Annotated in this window: 16 protein-coding genes; 5 read left to right on the forward strand and 11 right to left on the reverse strand. The window is 74.0% G+C overall.

Annotated features, from left to right (window positions below):
* Positions 1-290: 290 nt before the first annotated feature.
* The 6 genes from AB0A97_RS07915 to gdhA all read right to left on the reverse strand — a co-directional run bounded on the left by AB0A97_RS07915 (position 291) and on the right by gdhA (position 8896).
* The gene (locus AB0A97_RS07915; protein WP_361146078.1) at positions 291-2408 is read right to left on the reverse strand and encodes a bifunctional diguanylate cyclase/phosphodiesterase; all 2118 of its coding nucleotides are present in this window, start codon (positions 2406-2408) and stop codon (positions 291-293) included.
* Between the two features lie 156 nt (positions 2409-2564).
* Positions 2565-4781, reverse strand: coding sequence for an NAD-dependent DNA ligase LigA (ligA, locus tag AB0A97_RS07920; protein WP_361146081.1), 2217 nt, complete (start codon positions 4779-4781; stop codon positions 2565-2567).
* A gap of 31 nt (positions 4782-4812) precedes the next feature.
* Positions 4813-5775, reverse strand: coding sequence for a methionine synthase (locus AB0A97_RS07925; RefSeq protein ID WP_361147326.1), 963 nt, complete (start codon positions 5773-5775; stop codon positions 4813-4815).
* Positions 5776-6021: 246 nt separating this feature from the next.
* Complete coding sequence (locus AB0A97_RS07930; RefSeq protein WP_361146084.1) at positions 6022-6711, reverse strand: SDR family oxidoreductase; 690 nt, start codon at positions 6709-6711, stop codon at positions 6022-6024.
* 90 nt (positions 6712-6801) lie between these two features.
* A complete protein-coding gene (locus tag AB0A97_RS07935; protein WP_361146087.1) occupies positions 6802-7344 on the reverse strand; it encodes a TIGR00730 family Rossman fold protein in 543 nt (180 codons plus the stop codon).
* A gap of 169 nt (positions 7345-7513) precedes the next feature.
* Positions 7514-8896, reverse strand: a complete 1383-nt coding sequence (gene gdhA / locus AB0A97_RS07940; RefSeq protein ID WP_361146090.1) for an NADP-specific glutamate dehydrogenase — start codon at positions 8894-8896, stop codon at positions 7514-7516.
* A 282-nt stretch (positions 8897-9178) separates the two neighbouring features.
* On the opposite strand from gdhA, the gene murJ reads away from it, so the two are divergent.
* On the forward strand, positions 9179-10804 hold the full coding sequence (murJ, locus tag AB0A97_RS07945) for a murein biosynthesis integral membrane protein MurJ (RefSeq protein WP_361146093.1): 1626 nt from the start codon (positions 9179-9181) through the stop codon (positions 10802-10804).
* Here murJ and AB0A97_RS07950 read toward each other — a convergent pair.
* Complete coding sequence (locus AB0A97_RS07950; protein WP_361146097.1) at positions 10770-11558, reverse strand: VC0807 family protein; 789 nt, start codon at positions 11556-11558, stop codon at positions 10770-10772. The two genes, murJ and AB0A97_RS07950, sit on opposite strands and share 35 nt — an antisense overlap.
* Positions 11559-11762: 204 nt before the next feature.
* Between AB0A97_RS07950 and AB0A97_RS07955 the strand changes: the two genes are divergently transcribed.
* The gene (locus tag AB0A97_RS07955; RefSeq protein WP_361146099.1) at positions 11763-12821 is read left to right on the forward strand and encodes an aldo/keto reductase; all 1059 of its coding nucleotides are present in this window, start codon (positions 11763-11765) and stop codon (positions 12819-12821) included.
* Positions 12822-12872: 51 nt separating this feature from the next.
* Here the strand turns inward: AB0A97_RS07955 and mnmA are convergent, their stop codons facing one another.
* Complete coding sequence (gene mnmA / locus AB0A97_RS07960; RefSeq protein ID WP_361146102.1) at positions 12873-13994, reverse strand: tRNA 2-thiouridine(34) synthase MnmA; 1122 nt, start codon at positions 13992-13994, stop codon at positions 12873-12875.
* Positions 13995-14048: 54 nt separating this feature from the next.
* Between mnmA and AB0A97_RS07965 the strand changes: the two genes are divergently transcribed.
* Both AB0A97_RS07965 and AB0A97_RS07970 read left to right on the forward strand, forming a co-directional pair.
* A complete protein-coding gene (locus AB0A97_RS07965; RefSeq protein WP_361146105.1) occupies positions 14049-14738 on the forward strand; it encodes an N-acetylmuramoyl-L-alanine amidase in 690 nt (229 codons plus the stop codon).
* Positions 14739-14796: 58 nt separating this feature from the next.
* On the forward strand, positions 14797-15384 hold the full coding sequence (locus tag AB0A97_RS07970) for a hypothetical protein (RefSeq protein WP_361146108.1): 588 nt from the start codon (positions 14797-14799) through the stop codon (positions 15382-15384).
* Positions 15385-15442: 58 nt separating this feature from the next.
* On the opposite strand, the gene AB0A97_RS07975 is transcribed toward AB0A97_RS07970, so the two are convergent.
* Positions 15443-16612 (reverse strand): cysteine desulfurase family protein, encoded by a 1170-nt coding sequence (locus tag AB0A97_RS07975; protein ID WP_361146111.1) that lies wholly within the window; start codon positions 16610-16612, stop codon positions 15443-15445.
* A gap of 149 nt (positions 16613-16761) precedes the next feature.
* Between AB0A97_RS07975 and AB0A97_RS07980 the strand changes: the two genes are divergently transcribed.
* Entirely contained in the window at positions 16762-17607 is an 846-nt protein-coding gene (locus AB0A97_RS07980; protein ID WP_361146114.1) for an alpha/beta hydrolase, read from the forward strand.
* A gap of 65 nt (positions 17608-17672) precedes the next feature.
* Here the strand turns inward: AB0A97_RS07980 and AB0A97_RS07985 are convergent, their stop codons facing one another.
* Positions 17673-23102: an SAV_2336 N-terminal domain-related protein gene (locus AB0A97_RS07985; protein WP_361146117.1), complete on the reverse strand. Its 5430-nt coding sequence runs from the start codon at positions 23100-23102 to the stop codon at positions 17673-17675.
* Positions 23099-24118, reverse strand: coding sequence for a MoxR family ATPase (locus AB0A97_RS07990; RefSeq protein ID WP_361146119.1), 1020 nt, complete (start codon positions 24116-24118; stop codon positions 23099-23101). The genes AB0A97_RS07985 and AB0A97_RS07990 overlap by 4 nt, the downstream gene beginning before the upstream one ends.
* Positions 24119-24150: the final 32 nt, after the last annotated feature.

Raw genomic sequence — 24150 nt, forward strand, 5'->3', positions numbered from 1 at the left:
TACGGTGCGGGCGGACACGGGCCGCGTGGCACGGGCGGTGGCCGGGGTGAGGGGCGGGTCGCCGGGGTGGCGGGAGGGGGTGCGAGGGGGGTGTGGGGTGGTGTGGGGCCTGCGGGGCGGGGCGCACGCCGGGGCGCTGGGTGGGGCGGTCGCGCCGTACGGGGCGGGGCGCACGCCGTACGGGGCGGGGGCGGGCTGGGCGCGAGTGGGAGCGGTGGGCTGCCGGGCCGGGGCCGGACGGCGTCCGCGGTACGGGCCGGGGCCGGACGGCGCCGGGCGCGGCGGGCCGGTCAGATGACGCGCTGGTCGGCTTCCTCGACCGCCGTGGCGCGCTCGTGCTGGGGTTCGGCGGCGGAGCGCTCCGCCTCGCGCTGCCAGCCGCGCTCGCCGCGGGCCCGCAGCCAGGCCGTGGTCTCGTCCGGCGGCATCGCGGCGGCGACCAGCCAGCCCTGTACGGCGTCGCAGCCCAGGTCGCGCAGCCGCTCCCAGGTCTCGTCGTCCTCGACGCCCTCGGCGACCACCAGCAGACCGAGCGAGTGGGCCAGGTCCAGGGTGCAGCGGACGATCTCGGCGTCCTCGTTGTCCACGGCGAGCCGGGCGACGAAGGAGCGGTCGATCTTCAGTTCGCTGACCGGCAGGCGGCGCAGGTGGACGAGGGACGAGTAGCCGGTGCCGAAGTCGTCCAGGGACATCTTGACGCCGTGGCCGGTCAGCCCGGCCAGCGTGTCGGCGGCCCGCTGCGGGTCCTCCAGCAGGACGTGTTCCGTTATCTCCAACTGGAGCGAGCCGGGCGGCACCTGATGGCGGGCCAGTCGCGCGGCCACCGCGCCGGCGAAGCCGGGGGTGTGCACGTCGCGCGGCGAGACGTTGACCGCGACCGGCACCTCCAGGCCGGACGCGCGCCACCGGGCCACCTGGGCGAGCGCGGTCTCCAGGACGTACTCCGTCAGGCGCGGCATCAGCCCGGACGACTCGGCGATGGCGATGAACTCGTCCGGCGGGACCCGGCCGCGCTCCGGATGGACCCACCGGACCAGTGCCTCCAGCCCGGCCACGTGCCCGTCGAAGCCGACCTTGGGCTGGTAGTGCAGCTCCACGTCGCCGGCGTCGAGCGCGCGGCGCAGATCACCCAGGAGGCCGAGCCGGTCGGGAGTGTTGCCGTCCCGCTTGGCCTCGTACACCTCGACGCCGCTGCGGTCCCGCTTGGCCTGGTACATGGCGACGTCCGCCCGGCGCAGCAGGCCCTCGGCGTCCAGGGCGTGGTCGGGGAAGACCGCGACCCCCGCGCTGGCTTCCAGTACGAGGGTGAGTCCGTCCAGGTCGAGCGGCGAGCCGAGCGCCGCGACGAGGTTGCGGGCCACCCGCTGGGCGCTGGTCAGGGAGTCCGCGGTGGGCAGCAGGACCGCGAACTCGTCACCGCCGAGCCGGGCGACCTCGGCGCCGCGCGGCAGCGCGTGCCGCAGCCGGTCGGCTATCTGGAGCAGCAGCCGGTCGCCCGCGAGGTGCCCGAGGGTGTCGTTGACCGAGCGGAAACGGTCCAGGTCGATCAGGACGAGGGCGGATCGGGCGCCGATGCGCTCGGCGTCGTCCAGCGCGGTCCAGGTGCGCTCCAGCAGCCACTGGCGGTTGGGCAGGCCGGTGAGCGGGTCCCGCAACTGCTCCTCGGCGCGGGCGCGGGCGATCCACAGGGTGGAGTCCAGGGCGATCAGCGGTACGGCGAACATCGGCAGCAGGAACGGCGCGTGCACGGCGGCCACCACGATCAGCGGCGAGATGCCGAGCAGCGCCACGCCGACCAGGGCCTGGCGGGCCAGCGCCGTCCGGGCGATGGTGGGCAGGCTGCCGCTGCGCGACGCCATGGTGAACCACAGCAGGGCGCGGGTGACGATCAGGTACGCGGCGGCCGCGACGAGGATGTCGGGCAGGACGGACAGGTCCCAGGCGGCGGGCTGCCACGGGTGTTCGACGGTCGGTACGACGTGGAAGGCGGCGAGGCCCAGCGCCGCGGCGCCGATCCCGAGGATGTCCACCGCGCCGTGCAGCAGGGCCTGTCGCCAGCGGTGCCGTCGCGCGGCCCCGACCAGCAGCACGACAGCGACGCTCACCAGGACGGCGGGCACCCAGCCGTACAGCAGCAGGACGGCGAGGGCCAGCGCCGCGCCGGAGCCCGTGCCGCCCCACCAGCGGTCGCGGCCGAGGGCGACCAGGTGGCCCACGATGACACCGGTCAGGATCGCCAGGGCCCAGCCGACGGCGCCTTCCGGGAACAGGGCCCGGCCGGTGCCGAGCGTGCGGATCACTCCCGCCGCGAGCGCGGTGCCCGCCATCAGCACGACGGTCGCGGGCAGCGCGGGCACCACGAGCCGGCGGAGCCGCGACGCCGGAGCGGCGCTGTCGGTCGGTTTCATTCCGATACCTCTCACAGCCGGCTGTGCCCGCGCCACGGCAGGCGCACACCTCAACAGTAGGCCGCAGAAGGCCGCCGCGGGCAGCGATCGGCAGCGGTTGCCCGAATGCGACCCGGCCATCCGGAACCATCTGCTATGCGCCGATGAGGTGACTCCTCACTCGCCCTCAGGCGGAGTGACAGCTACCGCTCGTGCTTCATCGGGACCCTGCTCCAGCAGCACCGCGAAGCCGTCATCGTCTAGCACAGGCACCTTCAACTGCATGGCCTTGTCGTACTTCGAACCAGGATTGTCTCCCACCACCACGAAACCGGTCTTCTTCGAAACGGAACCGGTCACCTTCGCTCCGAGACGCTGCAGGGCTTCTTTCGCGCCATCTCTGGTGTGTGACTGAAGTGTGCCCGTTACAACGACGGTGACGCCTTCAAGTGGACGCGGGCCTTCGTCTCCTGAGGATTCCTCTTCCATCCGGACCCCGGCGGCCCGCCACTTCTCCACGACCTCGCGGTGCCAGTCCTCGGCGAACCACTGCTTGAGCGAGGCGGCGATGGTCGCGCCGACGCCCTCGACGGCCGCCAGCTCCTCCTCGCTCGCGTCCCTGATCCGGTCCAGCGAACGGAACTCCATGGCGAGCGCCTGGGCGGCCACCGGGCCCACATGACGGATCGACAGACCGGTCAGGATCCGGGCCAGCGGGCGCTCCTTGGCCGCCTGGATGTTCTCCAGCATCGCCAGGGCGTTCTTCTTCGGCTCGCCCTTCTGGTTGGCGAAGAAGGTGACGACCTTCTCCTCGCCGGTCTTCGGGTCGCGCTTGGGCAGGCCGCTGTCCGGGTCGAGGACATAGGACTTGATGGGCAGCAACTGCTCGATGGACAGGCTGAAGAGGTCGCCCTCGTCCTTCAGCGGCGGCTCGGCCGGCTCCAGGGGCTGGCTGAGCGCCGTGGCCGCGACATAGCCGAAGTTCTCGATGTCCAGGGACTTGCGGCCGGCCAGGTAGAACAGCCGCTCACGGATCTGGGCGGGGCAGGAACGGGCGTTGGGGCAGCGCAGGTCGACGTCGCCCTCCTTGGCGGGCTGAAGCGCCGTACCGCACTCGGGGCACTCGGCGGGCATCACGAACTCCCGCTCGCTGCCGTCCCGCAGGTCCACCACCGGGCCCAGGATCTCCGGGATCACGTCGCCCGCCTTGCGCAGCACGACGGTGTCACCGATGTAGACGCCCTTGGCCTTGACCACGTCCTGGTTGTGCAGCGTGGCGAACTCGACCTCGGAGCCGGCCACCGTGACCGGCTCGACGACCGCGTACGGCGTCACGCGGCCCGTACGGCCGACGCCGACGCGGATGTCCACCAGCTTGGTGTTGACCTCCTCCGGCGGGTACTTCCACGCGATCGCCCAGCGCGGCGCGCGCGAGGTCGAGCCGAGGCGGCCCTGGAGGGCGATCTCGTCCAGCTTGACCACGGCGCCGTCGATCTCGTGGGCGACGGCCGTACGCCGGGTCTCCGGATCGCCGTAGCGCTCGATGAACCCGCGCACGGCCTCCAGGGAGTCGACGACCTCGTTGTGGTCGGCGGTCGGCAGGCCCCACTCGCGCAGCAGGTCGTACGCGTGCGACTGGCAGTCGATGTCGAAGCCCTCGCGGGCGCCGATGCCGTGCACGACCATGTGCAGCGGGCGGGTGGCCGTGACCTTCGGGTCCTTCTGGCGCAGCGAACCGGCGGCGGCGTTGCGCGGGTTGGCGAACGGCGGCTTGCCGTCGGCCACCAGCCGTTCGTTCAGCTCCAGGAACTTCTCCATCGGGAAGTAGACCTCGCCGCGGACCTCCACCAGGTCCGGGACGCGGTCGCCCTTCAGGCGGTCCGGGATCTCCGTGATCGTGCGGACGTTGGGCGTGATGTCCTCGCCCGTACGGCCGTCGCCACGGGTCGCGGCGCGGGTCAGCCGGCCCTTCTCGTACGTCAGGTTGACCGCGAGGCCGTCGACCTTCAGCTCGCACAGGAAGTGGTAGCCGGCGCTCTTCGGGTCGCCGCCCAGCTCCGTCGCCAGCCGCTCGGCCCAGGCCGCCAGCTCCTCGTCGTCGAAGGCGTTGTCCAGCGAGAGCATCCGCTCGCGGTGCGCCACCTCGGTGAACTCGGTCTCGTACTGCCCGGCGACCTTCTGCGTCGGCGAGTCCGGGGTGCGCAGCTCGGGGTGCTCGTCCTCCAGAGCCTCCAGGGACCGCAGCAGCTTGTCGAACTCCGCGTCGCTGACGACGGGGGCGTCCCGCACGTAATAGCGGAAGCGGTGCTCCTCGATCTGCTCGGCCAGATGAGCGTGCTCTTCCCGCGCCTTCGCGGGCACCGCGTGCCCCGCCGTGTGCTGTTCGCCGGCCACCGTTACGTCCTCCCGTGGTCCTTGAGTGCCGTCACTCAGGGTTGTCTGCGAGCGATCTCGCGGCCCGGACGCAGTGGGCGAGCACCGCGCGGGCATATGCGGGCGAAGCGCCCGCCAGCCCGCACGACGGGGTGACCACCACGGACTCCGCGAGAGTCCCCGGCGCCAGCCCCAGCCTGCGCCACAGCGTCCTGACACCCATGACGCTACCGGCAGGGTCTGACAATGGGCCGTCCACGCCCGGCACCACGCCCGCCAGGAGCGTCGTACCGCCCTCGACCGCCTCGCCGATCGCCTCCTCCTCACGCTCGGTGAGCAGTCCGAAGTCGAACGAGACGCCGCGCACGCCGGCGCGCCGCAGCAGGGCGAACGGGACGTCGGGGGCGCAGGAGTGGACGACCACCGGCGCGCCCGCCTCCCCGGCGACGGCGACCAGGTCGCGCAGGGCGCCCTCCACGACGGCCCGGTCCACGGCGCGGTGCGTGCGGTAGCCGCTCGCGGACTTGATCCGGCCCTGGAGGACGGCGGTCAGCGACGGCTCGTCCAACTGGAGCACCGGACGCGCGCCGGGCACCCGCCGCCGTACGTCGGCGAGGTGCGCGCGCAGGCCCTCGGCCAGCGACGCCGTCAGGTCCCGACAGGCGCCGGGGTCGCTGAGGGCCGCCTCGCCGTTGCGCAGTTCGAGCGCGGCGGCCAGGGTCCACGGGCCGACCGCCGAGACCTTCAGGTCACCCGCGTAGTCCTGGGTGAACTCCTCCAGCGCGTCCAGGTCCTCGCCCATCCAGGAACGGGCGCGCCGGGTGTCCCGGCCCGGCCGGTCGCTGATCCGCCAGCCGCTCGGCTCCACGTGCGCGTACACGTCGACGAGGAGCCCGGCGGTCCGGCCGATCATGTCGGCGCCGGGCCCCCGGGCGGGCAGCTCCGGCAGGTACGGCAAGGTCTCCAGCGAGCCGGTCACGGTCCGGGCGGCCTCGCGGGCGTCGCCGCCGGGCATGGAGCCGATGCCGGTGGCCGTACCGGTGCCGGCGTCGCCGGCGAGGCGGGTGGGGGCGTTGTTCTCGGTCACCTGTCGAGGGTAAGTGGTGTGGCGCCTGGCCACGGGGGGCCGGGGGGCTGCCGGGGCCCCGGCTGCGGGACGGGCCGCGCATCCGTCACCGATGTCCTCGAACGCCGGACGGGCTCGATCTTGCGCATCGGGGCCCCGGCCGCGGGCAGGCCGGGAACCCCGTCGATGCTCCGCTCAGCGGCCCGGCCGCACCGTCAGGTCGTTGATCTCCGCGTCGCGCGGCAGGTCGAGCGCCGTGAGGAGGGTCGTGGCCACCGACTCCGGGTCGATCCACCGGGAGGCGTCGTACTCGCGGCCCTCCTGGCGGAAGACGTTCTCCTGCATGGGGGTGGCGGTGCGGCCCGGGTAGATGGAGGTCACCCGTACGCCGTTGCCGTGCTCCTCGGCGCGCAGCGAGTCGGCGAGCGCCTTCAGGCCGTGCTTGCTGGCGGCGTACGCGCCCCACTGGGCGTGGGCGTGCAGACCGGCGCCGGAGTTGACGAAGACGACGTGGCCCTTGGCGGTGCGCAACTGCGGGAGGAACTGGCGGGTCAGCTCGGCGGGCGAGACGAGGTTGGCGGCGAGCGTGCGCTGCCACGCCTTGGGACCGAGGTCGCCGACGGCGCCCAGTTCGACGACGCCCGCGATGTGCAGCAGGGAGTCGAGGCGGTCCGGCAGCGACTGCTTGCCGAAGGCCCAGTCCAGCTTCTCGGGGGTGGCGAGGTCGCCGACCACCGTGCGGGCGCCGGGGAACTGCCCGGCCAGCTCCTTGGCGCGGCCGGCGTCGCGCGCCAGCAGCCAGAGCTCCTCGCCGCGGTCGGCGAGCCGCCGCGCGACCGCCGCTCCGATGCCCGATCCTGCGCCCGTGATCAAGTGCGTACCCATGGACCCGATCCTAACGAGGGGGACCGGGGCGGCGCGGGCGCGTCCGCGCGGAGCGGAATGATGCATTCCGACCCGGCGCCGGTCCCCGCCTCAGCCCTGGACGCCCGCCTGCTCCTCCAGGTACGCCAGCGCCCCGGCGCCGTCCTCCGCGAAGAACACCAGCTCCGTGAGCGGCAGCGGGAGGAAGCCTTCCTTCTCCATGCGCTGGAACTGCTCCTTGAGGCCGTCGTAGAAACCGGCGGCGTTCAGCAGCACCACGGGCTTGGTGTGCAGGCCGTGCTTCTTCAGCTCCAGGATCTCGGTGGCCTCGTCGAGCGTGCCGGTGCCGCCGACCATGACGACGATCGCGTCGGCGCGCGCCAGCAGCTCGGCCTTGCGCTCGGCGAGGTCCTTGGTGACCACCATGTCGTCCACCCCGGGGCGCACCTTGTGGGCGAGGAAGTCCACGGAGACGCCGACGAGCCGGCCGCCCGCCGCCTCCACGCCGTCCGCCATGACCTTCATCAGTCCACTGTCCGAGCCGCCCCACACCATGGCGTGGCCGCCCTTGCCGATCAGCTCGGCGAACTCGCGGGCGGGCTCGGTGTAGCGGGCGTCGAGGTCGGCGGCGGAGCAGAAGACACAGATGTTCATACCGGCCACTCTACGAGCCACTACCGACAGCGCCCCGGGGCCGGGCGCGGCAGCGCGGACACCGGGGACCGGCCCCCTTCAGATCAACTCCTGAAGCCAACCCCTCAGGCCAACCCCTCGGACCGGCCCTTCAGATCAGCCCCTCAGATCAGCCGCTCAGATCAGCCGCTCAGATCAGCCCCTGCGCCAGCATCGCCTCCGCCACCCGCTCGAAGCCCGCGACGTTCGCGCCCGTGACGTAGTCGCCCGGCAGGCCGTGGCGCTCCGCGGTCTCGTAGCAGGTGTCGTGGATGCCGCGCATGATCGCCGCCAGCTCGCCCTCGGTGCGCGCGAAGTCCCAGGATTCGCGGCCGGAGTTCTGCCGCATCTCCAGGGCGCTGGTGGCCACGCCGCCCGCGTTGGCCGCCTTGCCCGGCCCGAAGGCCACACCCGCCTCCTGGAAGAGGGCCACCGCGCCGGGCGTCGTCGGCATGTTGGCGCCTTCGGAGACGGCCTTGACGCCGTTGCGCACGAGGACGCGCGCGGCGTCGGCGTCCAGTTCGTTCTGGGTCGCGGAGGGCAGCGCGACGTCGCAGGCCACGTCCCAGACCCGGCCGCCCGGCACGTACCGGGCGGAGGCGCCGCGCCGGTCCGCGTAGTCCGCCACGCGGCCCCGCTCGGCCTCCTTGACCTGCTTGAGCAGGTCGAGGTCGATGCCCTTCTCGTCGATCACGTAGCCGCCGGAGTCCGAGCAGGTCAGCACGTTCGCGCCGAGCGCCTGGGCCTTCTCGATCGTGTAGACGGCGACATTGCCCGAGCCGGAGACGACGACCTGCTGGCCGTCCAGGTCCTCACCGCGCTGCCGCAGCATCTCCGCGGTGAAGAGCACATTGCCGTAGCCGGTGGCTTCCGTACGGACCGTGGAGCCGCCCCAGCCCAGGCCCTTGCCGGTCAGCACCCCGGCCTCCCAGCGGTTGGTGATCCGCCGGTACTGGCCGAAGAGGTAGCCGATCTCCCGGCCGCCGACGCCGATGTCGCCCGCCGGCACGTCGGTGTGCTCGCCCAGGTGGCGGTGGAGTTCGGTCATGAAGGACTGGCAGAACCGCATCACCTCGGCATCGGAGCGGCCGCGCGGGTCGAAGTCGCTGCCGCCCTTGCCGCCGCCGATGTTCAGTCCGGTGAGGGCGTTCTTGAAGATCTGCTCGAAGCCGAGGAACTTGACGATGCCGAGGTTGACGGAGGGGTGGAAGCGCAGCCCGCCCTTGTAGGGCCCGAGGGCGCTGTTGAACTCCACCCGGAAGCCGCGGTTGACGTGGACGGCTCCGGAGTCGTCCTGCCACGGCACGCGGAAGAGGATCTGGCGCTCCGGCTCGCAGATCCGCTCCAGGATCTTGGCCTCGGCGTACTCGGGACGGGCCGCCAGCGCCGGGGCGAGGGTCTGCAGCACTTCGAGGGCGGCCTGGTGGAATTCCGGTTCCCCGGGGTTGCGCCGGATCAGCTCCTGGTGCAGCGCCTCCAGTGAGACCGCTGAGTTCCGTCCGGCCGTACCGGCCCCCGCGTGAACTGTCGACATGTCTGTACTTCCCTTCGTGGCCGACGAAGGGCCGCCGGCGAACCGGGGTCCGGCGCGTGGCACCGGATGCCGGCCGGGCGGCCCAGGGCGTCCCGTCGCTGCCGCCGAGCCTAGGCGCCGGGGATCCGCCCGGGGCCACCGGGGCGGAAGTCGCGATGCGTGATCCTTTGGGTTTAGGTTGCGGCCATGGTGGAGGAAACGCGTTCCGACGCGCATTCAAGGACCAGGGGTGATTCCACGGTCATGGGGGACGGTCGCGGCCAAAGGGCACAGCGAGAGCAGATGGAGAAGGACGGGGGCGGGCCCGCCCCCGGCGGTCTGCGCCGCTCCTCCCTCCTGATGGCCGTGGGCACGGTCGTCTCCCGCGCGACCGGCCTGTTCCGGGGCGTCCTCCAGGCCGGCGCCCTCGGTACGGGGTTGCTGGCCACCACGTACAACACCGCCAACCTCGTCCCGATGAGCCTGTACACGCTGCTGATCGGCGGCGCGCTCAACGCCGTGCTCGTGCCGCAGCTCGTACGCGCCCGGGCGGAGCACCCGGACGGCGGGCGGGCCCACGAGCAGCGGCTGGTCACGCTCGTCCTGTCCGTCCTCGGTGTCGGCACGCTGCTCGCGGTGTGGGCCGCGCCCGAGATCGTCAGCCTCTACACGACGGACACACCGGAGAACCACGCCGCCTATGAACTGACCGTCGTCTTCGCCCGGTTCCTGCTGCCGCAGATCTTCTTCTACGGAGTGTTCGGCATCCTGGGGCAGGTGCTCAACGCGCGCGGGAAGTTCGGCGCGATGATGTGGACGCCGGTGCTCAACAACGTCGTGCTGATCGCCATGTTCGGTGCGTACATCGGGCTGCTGACCGTCCCGGAGACGGTGGCGGACATCACCGACGCGCAGGTGCGGATGCTCGGAGTGGGCACCACGATCGGCATCGCCCTCCAGGCCCTGGCGCTGATCCCCTACGCGCGCGAGGCGGGCTTCCGCTTCCGGCCGCGCTTCGACTGGCGCGGCACCGGACTGCGCAAGAGCGCCGAAGCGGCGCGCTGGACGCTGCTGTTCGTGCTGGCCAACCTCGTCTCGATGACCGTCGTCACGCACTACGCGACGGCCGCCGACCAGGAACTGCCCAAGGCGGGCGTCGGCTTCTCCGCGTACACCTATGCGCAGAACATCTGGGGCCTGCCGCAGTCCATCGTCACCGTCTCGCTGATCACCGCGCTACTGCCGCGGATGACCCGGGCGGTCGCCGAACGGCGCCTGGACGACCTGCGGGACGACCTCTCCCGCGCGCTGCGGATCAGTGGCACCCTCATCGTCCCGGCCGCCGTCTTCTTCGTGGCCTTCGGCCCGGAGATGGCACGGCTGCTGTACGCGCACGGCGCCGCCAGTGCCGAATCCGCCGTGCCGCTGGGTCAGATGCTCCAGGCCCTCGGGCTGGGCCTGATCCCGTTCTCCGCCCAGTCCCTGCTGCTGCGCGGCTTCTACGCCTTCGAGGACACCCGTACACCGTTCCTGATGGCCGCCTGGATCTCCGGTGTGAACATCGCGCTCGCCACCGCCTGCCACCTGCTGCTGCCGGCCCGGTGGGCAGTCGTCGGCATGGCCGCCGCGTACGCCGTGTCGTACGGCGTCGGTCTGCTGGCCAGTGCGTACTTGCTGCGCCGCCGCCTGGAAGGACGGCTGGACGGGCACCGGCTGAGCCGTACGTACGGCAAGCTCACCGGTGCCGCGCTGGCCGCCGGAGCGGTGGGGTGGGCGGCGGCCCACGCCTGTGCCGGCGCCACCGGGGACGCCTTCTGGTCCACGGCGCTGGCCCTGGCCGCCGGGGCGGCGACCATGGCGCTGCTCTTCCTGCTGCTGGCGCGCGCCCTGCGGATCACCGAGCTGCGGTCCCTGCCGGGGTTGCGCTGACGTCCCGGGCCGGGGCGGTGTCCGCCGCTCCGGCCGCCGCGTCCGCCGCCACCTCGGCCACCAGCATCCGCACCATCGTCTGGATGCCGACCATCCCGCTGACCACGGTCGCGACGACGATGGCCACGATCAGCATCACCGTTCCCAGCCACACCATGGTGTCCACCGGCAGGGTGAACGCGCCGATCACCCGGGCCACGCACTCGCCCAGCAGGGCGGCGCCCCACACGGCGGAGTGCCGGCTCTGCACCCGCCGGAACCGCGCCGACTCGGCCGTCAGCCGGTCCCACGCGGCGCCCATGGCGGCGTCACCCCGGGTCAGCCACGGCTTGAGCGTCGGCGCCAGCATCGGCCGCCCGACGAGCGCGGACACCAGCACCGCCAGGCCGAAGGTGCTGCTCACGGCACTGTCCTTGGCCATCATCAGCCGCTCGTCACCCGCCAGCAGGCTCAGCAGCAGCCCGACGACGTTGGTCGCCGTCATCACCGTGGCCATGGCGTTGAGGCGGCGCTCCTTGACCAGGCTCCACACGGAGCGCGCGGCGGGCAGGACGCCGCTCCAGGCCAGCGCGGCGAGGGTGCTCAGGCCGAAGACACCGGTCAGGACGTAGTACGAGGCGATCGGGACACCGGCGTCCAGGAGCAGCGCCCGCGGGCCCTCCAGCTTCTTGCCGGAGCCGGCGGCCTTGCCGGGTCCGGCCGCCTCACCGGAACCGGTCGCGGCCGTCGTACCGTGCGGGGCCTGGCTGTTCATGGGTCCTCCGTATCGCTGTGCGCCCGTCCGTCCTTGCGTTTCCAGCTTCGTCGCGCGGCCCCACGCCCCGGCAGGCCCGGGTGTAACCACATCGCCGTGACATTTGTCAGGCCGCGCCCGCCCGCCCGGCCCGGTGCTTGCGTTGAAGCGCCCTCCAGCTCTTAGCGTCTGACGCACGACCCGACCACCGAAGGGGAACTTTTCGTGCGTTACACACTGTTCGGCAGGACCGGTCTGCGGGTGAGCGAACTGAGCCTCGGCACCATGACCATCGGCGCGGACTGGGGCTGGGGCGCCCCCGAGGACACCAGCGCGCGGATCGTCGACGCGTACGACGACGCGGGCGGCAACTTCATCGACACCGCCAACAACTACACCGACGGCAGCTCCGAGAAGATCCTCGGCAAGCTCCTCGAAGGCCGCCGGGAGCGCTTCGTGCTCGCCAGCAAGTACACCTGCGCGTTCCGCGCGGGCGACCCCAACGCGGCGGGCAGCCACCGCAAGAGCCTGGTGCGGTCGGTGGAGCAGAGCCTCGCCCGGCTGCGCACCGACCACCTCGACGTCCTCTGGGTGCACGCGCGGGACCACTTCACGCCCGTCGAGGAGACCATGCGGGCGCTGGACGACGTCGTACGGTCGGGCAAGGTGCTGTACGTCGGGGTGTCCGACTGGCCCGCCTGGGAGATCGCGCAGGCGAACACCTTGGCCGAACTGCGCGGCTGGACCGCGTTCGCGGGCTCGCAGCTCCGCTACAGCCTGCTGGAGCGCACGCCGGAGCGCGAGCTGCTCCCCCAGGCGCGCGCCTTCGACCTGGCCGTACTGGCGTGGGCCCCGCTGGCGGCGGGCAAGCTCACCGGCAAGTACCGGCGCGGCGAGCGCGGGCGGCTGGACGTGGTCGGCGACGACGGCCGGGCGGCGGACAACGAGGAGGCGACGATCTCGGCGGTGCTGGAGGTCGCCGAACAGGGCGGCTGGAGCCCGGCGCAGGTGGCGCTGGCCTGGCTGCGGCAGCAGCCCGGGAACATCGTCCCGGTCATCGCCGCCACCAAGGAGAGCCAGCTCGCCGACAACCTCGCGAGCGTGGACGTCGAGCTGGACGCGGACGCCCTGCGGCGGCTGGACGAGGTGAGCGCCGTACCGCTGGGCTTCCCGCACGACTTCCTGGCGGAGCCCGGGATCACCCAGAACGTCTACGGCGACCGCTGGACCGCCATCGAGGAGCGGCGGTCCGGCTACCGGCGGTCGGTGCGCGGGGTGCTCTGACCCGGCGGCCCGGGACGCTCACCGCACGCCGCGCGGTGAGCGTCCTGCCCGCTAGGCGACCGCGCGCGCCCGGTCCGTCGTCGCGATCGTCGCCGAGCCGACCACCCGGGTGCCGTCGTACAGCACGATGGCCTGGCCGGGGGCCACGCCGCGGACCGGCTCCGTGAAGGTGACGTGCAGTTCGCCGTCGACCAGGCCGGCGGTGACCTCGGTCTCGCCGCCGTGGGCACGCAACTGCGCGGTGTACGTGCCGGGGCCGGACGGCGCGGCGCCGCACCAGCGCGGGCGGACGGCGGTGAGCGCGGTCACGTCCAGGGCCTCGGCCGGGCCGACGGTGACCGTGTTGTCGACCGGGGAGATGTCCAGGACGTAGCGCGGCTTGCCGTCCGGTGCGGGGGTGCCGATGCGCAGGCCCTTGCGCTGGCCGATGGTGAAGCCGTACGCGCCCTCGTGGGTGCCGAGCTTCGCGCCGGACTCGTCGACGATGTCGCCTTCGGCCGTGCCGAGCCGCTTGGCCAGGAACGCCTGGGTGTCGCCGTCGGCGATGAAGCAGATGTCGTGGCTGTCCGGCTTCTTGGCGACGAACAGGCCGCGCCGGGCGGCCTCCTCGCGGATCTCCGCCTTGGTGGTGAGGGTGTCGCCGAGCGGGAACATGGCGTGCGCGAGCTGCTGGTCGTCGAGCACGCCGAGCACGTACGACTGGTCCTTGGCCATGTCGGAGGCGCGGTGCAGCTCACGGCTGCCGTCCGGGTGCTCCACGACCGTGGCGTAGTGGCCGGTGCAGACCGCGTCGAAGCCGAGGGCGAGCGCCTTGTCCAGCAGTGCGGCGAACTTGATCTTCTCGTTGCAGCGCAGGCAGGGGTTGGGCGTGCGGCCGGCCTCGTACTCGGCGAAGAAGTCCTCGACGACGTCCTCGCGGAAGCGTTCGGCGAGGTCCCAGACGTAGAACGGGATGCCGATGACGTCGGCGGCGCGGCGTGCGTCGTGCGAGTCCTCGATCGTGCAGCAGCCCCGGGCTCCGGTGCGGAAGGATTTCGGGTTCTCGGAGAGCGCGAGGTGCACGCCGGTCACGTCGTGGCCCGCCTCGGCGGCGCGGGCGGCGGCGACGGCGGAGTCGACACCGCCGGACATGGCGGCGAGCACGCGGAGGCGGCGGGGAGCGTCAGTCGTCATAACCCTTCCAGGGTAGACGGAACCACCGACAGCCTCCCAAGCGTTGTGCAGCGCATGGGAGACGCGGGGGAATCCGGGCGGACGGCGGGCCAGGGCTTCAGCAGACGGGCCCTGCTGCTCGGCGGCGTGGGCACGGCGCTGGCGGGCGGCGGCGCGTACGCACTCCACGACGACCTGCTGCGCTGGTGGTGGCGGCTGCCCGGCCGCAAGAAGCCACGGACGGACGGCACGGTGGATCACGTCGGCGCGCGCTGGGTCCCGGCGTCCCCCGCGAACTGGCGGCAGGCCGACCGCCCGGACGACTACGTGATCGACCGGGTCGTCGTCCACGTCGTCCAGGGCGGCTACACGGACGCACTGCGGGTCTTCCAGAGCCCGCTGCACGGCGCGGCGGCGCACTACGTGGTGCGCAAGGACGGCCAGGTGGCGCAGACGGTCCGCGAGCTGGACGTGGCGTACCACGCGGGCAACCGCGCGTACAACGAGCGCAGCATCGGCATCGAGCACGAGGGCTTCGTGGACCGCCCGGCCTCCTTCACCGCTGCCATGTACGCATCATCCGCACGGCTGACCGCCGGGATCTGCCGCCGCCACGGCTTCCCCGCCGACCGGCAGCACATCGTGGGCCATGTGGAGGTACCGGGCGCCGATCACACCGATCCCGGACCACACTGGAACTGGAAGCTGTACCTGGACCTGGTGCGCGCCGAGCTGCGCCGGCCGGCCCCCACGCCGGGGGCGTGACGCGGGGCCGCCGGGGCGTCCGGGCGCCGCGCGGCGCCCCTCGCGGAACGGACCACTCATGGCGTACGACAGAGCCCCGGCCACCGGGCCGGCGCACCGCAGCACCGGGGCCGGCACGGGCACCAGCAGCGGGCCCGGCCTCGCCGAGGACCGCGTCTTCGGGCGGGTCGTGCTGGACCTGGACCTGAATCCGGCCGCCGACGCCGGCCTGCTCACGGTACGGGGCGACCGGGTGGCGACGGCCGAGCTGCGCCGCTCACCGGGCGCGCCGGCGGCCGGGCACGTCCCGGTCGGCACCCGCGACGGCGGGTACCTGCGGCTGACCGTGGACGGCCGGCCCGCGCACCTCACCCCCGGCAAGGGGCGGCTGACCCGGCGCTCCCACCGGGTGGAGGTGATCTACGGCGGTGCCGTGTACCGGCTCCTCCCGGACTCGCCCAACGGCAGCAGGCTGGTCAAGGAGGGCCGCCGGATCGCGGACTTCTCCTCGGACGGCACCGGGCACGTCTGGGCCGACTGGCATCCGGACGTGGCGCCGCCGCTGCGGGAGGACGCCGCGATCGGCTACACCCTCGCCGCGGCCTTCGGCACCGGCGCCGAACCGACCTGGCGGCTGCTGCTCCAGGCCGTGCTCGACCTGGTCTGACGGGCCCGGGGACCAGCCGGCCCGGCCCCCGTACCGCGGCTCGGCACCGCCCCGGCCCTCAGCTCAGCCCCGCGCTCCGCGCCCGTTCCACCACCGGACCGATCGCCTCCGCGACCGCCGCCACGTCCGCCTCGGTGGTGGTGTGGCCGAGGGAGAAGCGCAGCGTGCCGCGCGCGAGGTCGGCGTCCATGCCCGCGGCGAGCAGGACGTGGCTGGGCTGGGCGACGCCCGCGGTGCAGGCGGAGCCGGTGGAGCAGGCGATGCCCTGGGCGTCCAGGAGGAGGAGCAGGGAGTCGCCCTCGCAGCCGGGGAAGGAGAAGTGCGCGTTGGCGGGGAGGCGGCCCGCCGGGTCGGGGTCGCCGCCGAGGACGGCGTCCGGGGCGGCGGCCCGTACGGCCTTGACGAGGTCGTCGCGCAGGGCGCCGATGTCGCGGGCGAACTCCTCGCGGTGTTCGACGGCGTACCGCGCGGCGGCGGCGAACGCGGCGATGCCGGGGGTGTCCAGCGTGCCGGAGCGCACCTGCCGTTCCTGGCCGCCGCCGTGCAGGACGGGGACGGGCGCGTACTCGCGTCGCAGCAGCAGCGCGCCGACGCCGTAGGGACCGCCGATCTTGTGTGCGGAGACGGTCATCGCGGCCAGGCCGGAGGCCGCGAAGTCGACCTCCACCTGCCCGAACGCCTGCACCGCGTCGGCGTGCAGCGGAATACCGAATTCCGCCGCCACGTCGGCCAGTTCCCGGACCGGCATGATCGTGCCGATCTCGTTGTTGGCCCACATGACGGTGGCCAGGGCGACGTCGTCGGGATCGCGGGCGACCGCCGCGCGGAACGCGTCGGCGTGCACCCTGCCGTATCCGTCGACGGGCAGCCATTCGACCCGCGCGCCCTCGTGCTCGGCGAGCCACTCCACGGCGTCCAGGACGGCGTGGTGCTCGACGGGGCTGGCGAGGACGCGGGTACGGGCCGGGTCGGCGTCCCGGCGGGCCCAGTACAGGCCCTTGACCGCGAGGTTGTCGGCTTCGGTTCCGCCCGCGGTGAGGACCACCTCACTGGGGCGCGCGCCGAGCGCGGAGGCGAGGGATTCCCGCGCCTCCTCGACGGTGCGCCGGGCGCGCCGGCCGGCGGCGTGCAACGAGGACGCGTTGCCGGTGACGGTCAGCTGGGCGGTCATCGCCTGCACCGCCTCCGGGAGCATCGGGGTGGTGGCGGCGTGGTCGAGGTAAACCATGGTGCGAACGATTCTACGAGCAGGCGCGGGGGCGCATGCCGGGCGCGTGGGGGCTCGGCCGTACGCCCCGGCTTCCGACCCCGCCGCCCCGCCACCCCCGCCCCGCAAACCCCTCGACACCCCTGTAAGGAGTGTCTACGATTACGGTCATGACACAGGGGCATCGGGAACAGTGGCATCTGGACCGTACGTACCGCAGCACCTCCGGCGAAGTGCGCTGGACCGCGCTCGGCGAGGACGGGGCGCCGCCGCTGGTCCTGCTGCACGGGACGCCGTTCTCCTCCTACGTCTGGCGGGGCGTCGCACGGGCACTGTCCGAACGGTTCCAGGTGTACGCCTGGGACCTGCCGGGCTACGGCGCATCCGAGAAAGCCGCAGGCCAGGACGTGTCCCTGCCCCGGCAGGCGGAGGTGTTCACCGAACTGCTCGCGCACTGGGGGCTCGCCGACCGGGAACCCACCGTCGTCGCCCACGACTTCGGCGGCTACGTGGCCCTGCGGGCCCACCTCGTGCACGGTGCGCGCTACCGGCGTCTCGCGCTCGTCGGCCCGACCACCCTGCCCGGCTGGGGCTCCGCCACGTACCGCCTGCTCGGCGAGCACCCCGACGTCTTCTCGCAACTGCCTCCCGCCCTGCACCGCGCGCTGGTGAGGGAGTACATCGCGTCCGCGAGCAGCCCCGGCATGCACCCGGCCGTCCTGGAACAGCTCGTCGAACCGTGGTGCACGGAGCAGGGACAGCCCGCCTTCTACCGGCAGATCGAGCAGAACGGGCTGGACGCCACCGCGGACCTCACGAAGGAGTACCGCGGGGTCTCGGTGCCGACGCTGGTGACCTGGGGCGCGCAGGACGCGTGGAACCCCGTGACGCTGGCACCCGACCTCGCGGCGATGATCCCCGGCGCCCGTCTGCAACTGGTCGAAGGGGCCGGGCACCTCGTGCAGGAGGACGCGCCCGCCGAACTGACGGCGCTGCTGGCGGCGTTCACGGCGTAGCACCGCACTCCCCCGCGCCCCCGACCCCACCCCCGGTCCCACGCCTTCGACCCACGCTCCCGGCCCTACGCCCCGCCCGGCTCCAGCGGCGGCCGCAACCGCGGTCCCTCCGAACCGGTCACGTTCAGCGTCTCGTACAGGGCGAGCGCTTCGCTCCAGCGCTCCTGGGCCCTGGTCGCCTGGCCCTGTGCCTCCAACGCGTGCGCCAGCAGGGACAGCCCGTCAGCCGCCCGCCGGCCGCCGTCCGCCAGCGCGAACAGGCGTACCGCCTCCTCCGCCGCCTGTACGGCGCCGTCCGCCCAGTTGGTGGCCAGACAGGACTCGGCGGTCCGCAACTGGGCCAGGCCCGTCCAGAGCCGCTGTCCGGCCTCGTTCAAGAGGGGCAGCGCCTCCTGGAGGGCGGCCAGCGCCTCCTCGTGGCGGCCCGCTTCGGCCTGGGCCACGGCGAGGAAGTACAGCCCCGTACCGAGCCGCTGTCCCTGCCCCGCGGCCCGGTAGAGGTCCACGCCCTGCCGGGCGAGCCCGATGCCCCGCTCCGCCTCCCGGTCACGGACGCACAGCCGGGAGCGCTCCACCAGTACGGCGGCCTCGCCCAGCCGGTCACCCTGCACCTGGCAGTGGCTCCTGGCCAGCGTGAAGTGCTGCTCGGCGTCGGGCCGCTGGAGCGCGACCGCGGTGACGCCGCGCACCAGCGGTGCCCAGCCGCTGGTCACCGGGTCCCCGGCGTCGAGGCCCAGCCGGTACGCGCGGCGGGCCTCGTCCTCCGCGTCGGCGAACCGGTCGGACGCCAGGCAGGCGCGGGCGCGGGCCAGCCGGGCGCGCGCCTCCGCGCGCTTCTTGTCGCGTCCGGTGCCGGCCCGGGCGATCACGGCCACCGCGGCCTGCTCGTACCGGCCCGTGAAGAGCCCCGTGCCCAGCAGCGGTTCGAGGAGCAGCAGGGTGTCGGCGCACCGGGCGACGTACGCCCCGGACCGTACTTCCGCCGTCTGCCGGACGACGGCCAGCGCTCCGGTCCCGTTCGCCGCCCACCATTCCGACGCCGCCCTGCGGTCCGCGAGCGGGAGGGCCGGCACGGGGGCCGCGGGAGCGGCGCTCCGGTCGAGCAGCAGAGCGCCGGGCGCGTCGAGGCCGTACGCCCGGTGGGCGGTGACGAGGTACCAGTCGAGCAGCCGGGACAGCGCGGCGTCGCGCTCCTCCGGCGTGGTGTGGCGGGTCAGCTCCTCGTACGCGAACGAGGCGAGCGCCTCCCGGTGCCGGTAGCGGCCGGGGACCGGGGCCTTGAGCAGGCCGGTGCGCACCAAGGTCTCCAGGTGTGCCTGGGCGGCGGTGGGTTCGGTGCCGGTCAGGGCGGCCACGGCGGCGGTCGGCAGGTCGGGGCCGTGCGGCAGCGCCAGCAGCCGGAAGGCGGCGAGCGCCGGCGGGTCGAGGTCGTGGGTGAGACGCAGCGCGGTGCTGTTGATCATGGCTTCGGCCGCCGCGCGGTCCGCCGGGCCGTCCAGCATCAGTTCCGCCGCCACCGCCTCGACCGCGGCCTCCGAACAGCCGCACGCTTCGAGCGCCGCGCGGGCCACCGCGCGGCGGGCCGCGACGCGTTCCTCGCCCACCCGCAGCGCGAGGAGTTCCAGCGCGTCGGTGGTGCTCAGGGACTCCAGGTGGAGGGAGAGGACACCGGTCAGGCCGGCCGGCGGCCGGTCGCGGCCGACGACCAGTGCGGCGCCCGTGGCGTCCGGGAGCAGGGGCAGCAGAGGGCCGATCGCGCGTACCTCGTCCAGGACGACGACCAGGCGCAGCGTGCCGATCGCCGACCGGTAGAACGCCACCCGCTCCTCGCCGTCGGCGGGGATCTCCTCGTCCCGGTAGCCGAGTTGGCGCAGCAGTACGGCGGCCAGATGCGGTACCGCGGCTTCCGGATCGCCGTCCGCCGGCATGATCGCGTACAGCCGCCCGTCCGGGAACCGGTCCTGCACGGCGTCGGCCACCCGCGCCGCCAGGCTCGTCTTGCCGACGCCCGCGCCCCCGGAGATGACTCCGACGCTGCGTACCGTGGGCCGCTGCCGCGTCAGGTGGTCCGCGAGCCGGCCCAGCTCGGCGGTCCGGCTGCCGCCCGCGCGGTCCTGCCGGGGCCCGTACCGGCCGGCCCGCAGCAGGCTGCGCAGCCCCGGGGAGACCGGCTCGTCGTGGGCCAGGGCGCGCGCGAGGAGTTCGCGGGTGCGTTCGCGGGCCGGATCCAGGTACAGCAGCCAGGTCAGCGCTTCTTCCGCCGCGGCGTGCCGGCCCAGGCGCAGTTCCAGTTCGGTGCGGTCCTCGACCAGGGTGCGCCGGCGGTCGGCCAGCCGCCGGGACTCCGCGCGCAGGTACGGCCCCGGCAGGCCCGCCAGGGGCTGACCGCCCCGCCACAGGGCGACGGCCGCGTCCAGCAGGTCCCTGGCGCTGTCCCAGTCCTGGGCCGCGCGGGCGTCGCGGGCCACGGCGACCAGGTCGTCGGCCCGGCGCAGGTCCACGTCGAGGTCGGTCCTGGCGGTCCGGCGCAGCGCGTAGCCGCCGCCCTCGGTGACGAGGACGTCCGCGTCCGGCCCGAGAGCCTTGCGCAGCCGGGAGGCGTACGTGTGCAGCGCGGCGTGCGCGGCGTTCGGCGGGTCGTCCCCCCACAGGGCGTCGATCAGGTCGTCCTCGGAGATGACGCGGCCAGCGCGCAGCACGAGTACGGCGAGCAGCGCGCGCTGCTGCGGTGAGCCGGTGGCCAGGTCCACGGCGCCGCGCAGCATCCGCACCGGCCCGAGCACGGTGATGCGCAGCGGTTCGCGCGGGGGCAGCGGTGCGGTTTCACCCGGTCCCGTCCGGTCCTGGTCGCGGGCGAGCGCCAGCAGTTCGCGCAGGCGGGGACGGGACGGGGTACGGGCGAGCAGTTCGGACAGCTCGGCCTGGGCCTCCTCGTACCGGCCGAGCCACAGGTCGCACTCGATGCGGTCCTCGGCCAGGGTGTGCCGCCAGTCGGTCAGCCGGAGCCGCTCGGACTGCGCGTACGGGCCGGGGAGCCCGGCCAGCGGCTCGCCGCGCCACAGGTCGAGGGCCGCGTCGAGCAGCATGCGGGCGCGCTCCCACTCCCCCGCGTCCCGGGCGGCGCGGGCGGCGCGTTCGTAGCTCTCGGCACGTTCCAGGTCCATGTCCATGTCGGTTCCGGCGTCGGCGCGCAGGGCGTAGCCGACACGCTCGCGGACCAGGACGTGCTCGTCCTCGCCGAGGGCCTTGCGCAGCCGCGCGATGCTGTGGTCCAGCATCGAACGGGCGCTGCGCGGCGGATTGCCGCCCCAGAGCGCGTTGAGCAGTTCGGCCTCGGAGGCGACGCCTTCGTGGCGCAGCAGGAGGGCCGCGAGCAGGGCCCGGTCCAGGCGGGAGGGGATCTCGATCCGCTGGTCGCCCCGCCACAGCCCGACCGGCCCGAGCACGGTGAAGCGCAGCGGCTCGCGCAGTTCCTCGACGGGCAGGACGGGGACGGGCCGGGCGTCCGACGGGTACGGAACGGGCTCGGCGGCGGGGCCCTCCGACGGGTACGGCTCCGTACCGACGGGCTCTCGGACGGGCTCTCGGACGGGCTCTTCGACGGGCTCCCGGACGGGCTTTCCGACGGTCCCGGCGCCGGTGCTCCCGGCCGGAGCTTCCGCAGGGGCCGCCGTCCCGGCCGCCGCGACCGCCGCGTCCACGAAGGACGGTGCGGCGGAGGCGTCCGGAACCCTGTCGTCCGCACCCGTGAACTCCTCGGCCCCGACAGCCGCGGCAGGCCCGGCAGGCCCGCCGACGCCACCGGACCCGGACGCCCCACCGGCCCTGTCCGCCCCCGTCCCCCCACCGGCAACATCCGTCCCCCCGGGCACCCTGCCGCCCAGCCGCTCCAGCACCGGACTGGCCAGCACCGCGAACGCCTGTGCCGACTCCTGGAGCCGCATCTCCCCGGTGTCGTCGGCGACCAGGGCCGGGAAGTCGGGCAGCCGGCCCATGTACGGCTCCAGGGCGCGCCCGACCGCCTCCACGACGGCCAGGGACTGCTGGGTACCGAGACCGCTGAAGAGGAGTTCGCGGACGCCGGGCCGGAAGTCGTAGACGGGCTGCCCGGAGCCGGTGCCCAGCGGCCCGTCGAACCCGCCGAGGGACCGCGCCCCGCGCGGGGCGGCGACGCGTTCCAGCAGGCCCCCGAGGAGGATCTCGGCGACCTGGGTCGGTCCGGCGTCGCTCATCGTGGCGGCGCGCACCAACTGCATCAGGGGAACGGTGAGCGGGTTGATGGCGGAGAGCCGGACGGCCAGGCGGTACGACTCGGGCGAGAACGCGCCGCGGAAGTGCGCGACCAGTTCCGCCGCGGAGCCGGCGGGCCGCGGCGGGTCCTGCTCCGGTTCCTCGCCCAGCAGCACCGTGTCGATCAGGTGCGGGACGCCGGGCCGGGTCAGCAGCGCGGCCCACTGCCCGAGCCCGCCGGGGGTCAGCGGGACGACGGGCAGCGCCACCGTGCCCGGCTCCTCGGCCTCGGGGTCCGGCTCGCCCGTCAGCGGATCGAGCACGCCGGTGCGGTCGGGCCCGGCGAACTCCACCGGGGAGGTCAGCAGCCGGGGCTGGGCGTCCAGCGCGGTGCCCCGCCACAGCCGCCGTGGCAGCGGGTGCAGCACCGCCACCGGCCCGTGACAGCCCCAGCGGCGCACGGCGCGCGCCGCGTCCGGGGTCCGCCACCCCGGGCTCGTGCCGTCGGTGAGGACGAAGGTCAAGGTGGGGCCCGCTGCCCACGGCAGCCGGCCCAGGACGGCCATGTCCTGCGGGTCGAAGGCGCACACCCGCACACCGCGGAAGACGCCGCCCCGGTCCAGCACCGACCGCAGCTCACCGGCAAGCTGGCTCCAGACCTGCATCGAGGGCGCGTCGTCCACCAGCAGCACGGCGGACCAGCGGCGCTCCTGGTCGGGCCGCGAGACGACGTCGAACAGCGCGGTCTCGGCGGCGAGCCGGACAGTGGCTTCCACGTCGGTCACGCGCCGGTGGGGGTGCGGCTCGAACCGGCGCAGCGGGCGCAGGGCCCGGGACAGGTGTTGCGGCTTGGCGAGCGCGCGGCGCCCGGGCGCGCGGGCGGGACGGGCCCGGCGGCTGAGCGCGCTGCCGCCCTCGCTGCCCATCGCGTACAGGGAACGCTGCGACGGAAATACGGTCGCGGAGACGCCCCCGGGCAGGTCGCCGGCCGTACCGTCCTCGCGCCGCCCGTCCGTACTGTCCGGGCCGTCCGCCGCCCCCGGCCCGCCGCCGGGCCCGTCCTCGGGCGCGCCCGGGGCGGCGGAGTCGGCGGGCGTGTCCTCGGACGCGCCCGGCCCGGTGTCCCGCGCGGGCTCCGGTCCGGGCAGCGTGGGGCCGAGCTCGCCCTCGCGCACCGCGCGGGCCAGCCACAGGACGTCCAGCAGTTCCCCCGCACCGAGGTCGTAGCCCTGGCCCGCGAGGATCTGCCGCAGCCGGTCGATCATGGCGACATGGGTTCGTCCAGGCGGTGCATGACCGCGGAGAGCAGCTCGTCCTTGGTCAGGTCGGCACCGGTGATCCGCAGGTGGACGGCGGCCAGCAGCTGGTCGGTGGCGAGCGTCTCGGTCTTGGAGCGCTGGAGGAAGCCGTCGATGAGGTCCTCGGCCTCGGCGAGCGCCTGCGGCCCCAGGTTGTGGGCGACGATCTCGCGCAGCCGCTCGGGGGTCGGGTCGGGCAGGTCCAGGCGGACGCAGCGGCGCAGGAAGGCGGGCGGGAACTCCCGTTCGCCGTTGCTCGTCATCACCACGACGGGGAAGTGCGCGCAGGACACGACGCCGCGGTGCACCCGTACCCGCTCCCGGCTGCCGTCGGTCAGCACATGCACGTCCTGGTGCTGCTCGGACAGCCGCGCCAGCTCCGGAATCTCGAACTCGCCCTCCTCCAGCACCACCAGCAGATCGTTGGGCAGGTCGATGTCGGACTTGTCCAGCTCGTCGACGAGCAGCACCCGGGGCCGGTCGGTGGCGGCCAGCGCCGTACCGAGCGGGCCCAGCCGCAGGTAGTGGCCGATGTCGGTGGTGTAGGAGCCGCGGTGCTCCTTGAGCCGCCGCGGCGCCGTACGGACCGCCTCCCGCTCGCGGCGCAGCGACGCCTCGCGCAGCCGGCCCACCGCGTCGTAGCGGTAGAGCGCGTCGGCGAGGGTGGAGCGGGAGTTGACGGACCAGCGCAGGACGTCGCCGAGCCCCAGCTCGGCGGCGACGGCGCGGGCCAGCGAACTCTTGCCGGTGCCCGGGCGGCCGGTGACCAGCAGCGGGCGGTGCAGGTGCAGGGCGGCGTTGACGACGGACACCTCGTTGCGGTCCATCAGGTACGGCGCGGGCGCCTCGGTCCTCCTGCGGGCGGCGGCGAAGTAGCGCCACGGGGGCGCCGCCGGCAGCGGCGCGGGACCGCGGAACACCCACCAGCCCTCGGGCTCCGGCCCGGCTTCCGGGCCGTGGTCGGGTGTGCTCTGTCGGGCCACGGGTCGTTCTCCTTCGTCCTTGCTCACATGCT

The organism is Streptomyces sp. NPDC045470 (genome assembly GCF_040646595.1).
Classification (GTDB): domain Bacteria; phylum Actinomycetota; class Actinomycetes; order Streptomycetales; family Streptomycetaceae; genus Streptomyces.

Coding starts and splice junctions, on each gene's coding strand:
- AB0A97_RS07915 (WP_361146078.1), bottom strand. CDS start 2,408: ATGAAACCGACCGACAGCGCCGCTCCGGCGTCGCGGCTCCGCCGGCTC.
- AB0A97_RS07925 (WP_361147326.1), bottom strand. CDS start 5,775: ATGCCCGGCGGCGACGCCCGCGAGGCCGCCCGGACCGTGACCGGCTCG.
- AB0A97_RS07930 (WP_361146084.1), bottom strand. CDS start 6,711: ATGGGTACGCACTTGATCACGGGCGCAGGATCGGGCATCGGAGCGGCG.
- AB0A97_RS07935 (WP_361146087.1), bottom strand. CDS start 7,344: ATGAACATCTGTGTCTTCTGCTCCGCCGCCGACCTCGACGCCCGCTAC.
- gdhA (WP_361146090.1), bottom strand. CDS start 8,896: ATGTCGACAGTTCACGCGGGGGCCGGTACGGCCGGACGGAACTCAGCG.
- murJ (WP_361146093.1), top strand. CDS start 9,179: ATGGAGAAGGACGGGGGCGGGCCCGCCCCCGGCGGTCTGCGCCGCTCC.
- AB0A97_RS07950 (WP_361146097.1), bottom strand. CDS start 11,558: ATGAACAGCCAGGCCCCGCACGGTACGACGGCCGCGACCGGTTCCGGT.
- mnmA (WP_361146102.1), bottom strand. CDS start 13,994: ATGACGACTGACGCTCCCCGCCGCCTCCGCGTGCTCGCCGCCATGTCC.
- AB0A97_RS07965 (WP_361146105.1), top strand. CDS start 14,049: ATGGGAGACGCGGGGGAATCCGGGCGGACGGCGGGCCAGGGCTTCAGC.
- AB0A97_RS07970 (WP_361146108.1), top strand. CDS start 14,797: ATGGCGTACGACAGAGCCCCGGCCACCGGGCCGGCGCACCGCAGCACC.
- AB0A97_RS07975 (WP_361146111.1), bottom strand. CDS start 16,612: ATGGTTTACCTCGACCACGCCGCCACCACCCCGATGCTCCCGGAGGCG.
- AB0A97_RS07980 (WP_361146114.1), top strand. CDS start 16,762: ATGACACAGGGGCATCGGGAACAGTGGCATCTGGACCGTACGTACCGC.
- AB0A97_RS07985 (WP_361146117.1), bottom strand. CDS start 23,102: ATGATCGACCGGCTGCGGCAGATCCTCGCGGGCCAGGGCTACGACCTC.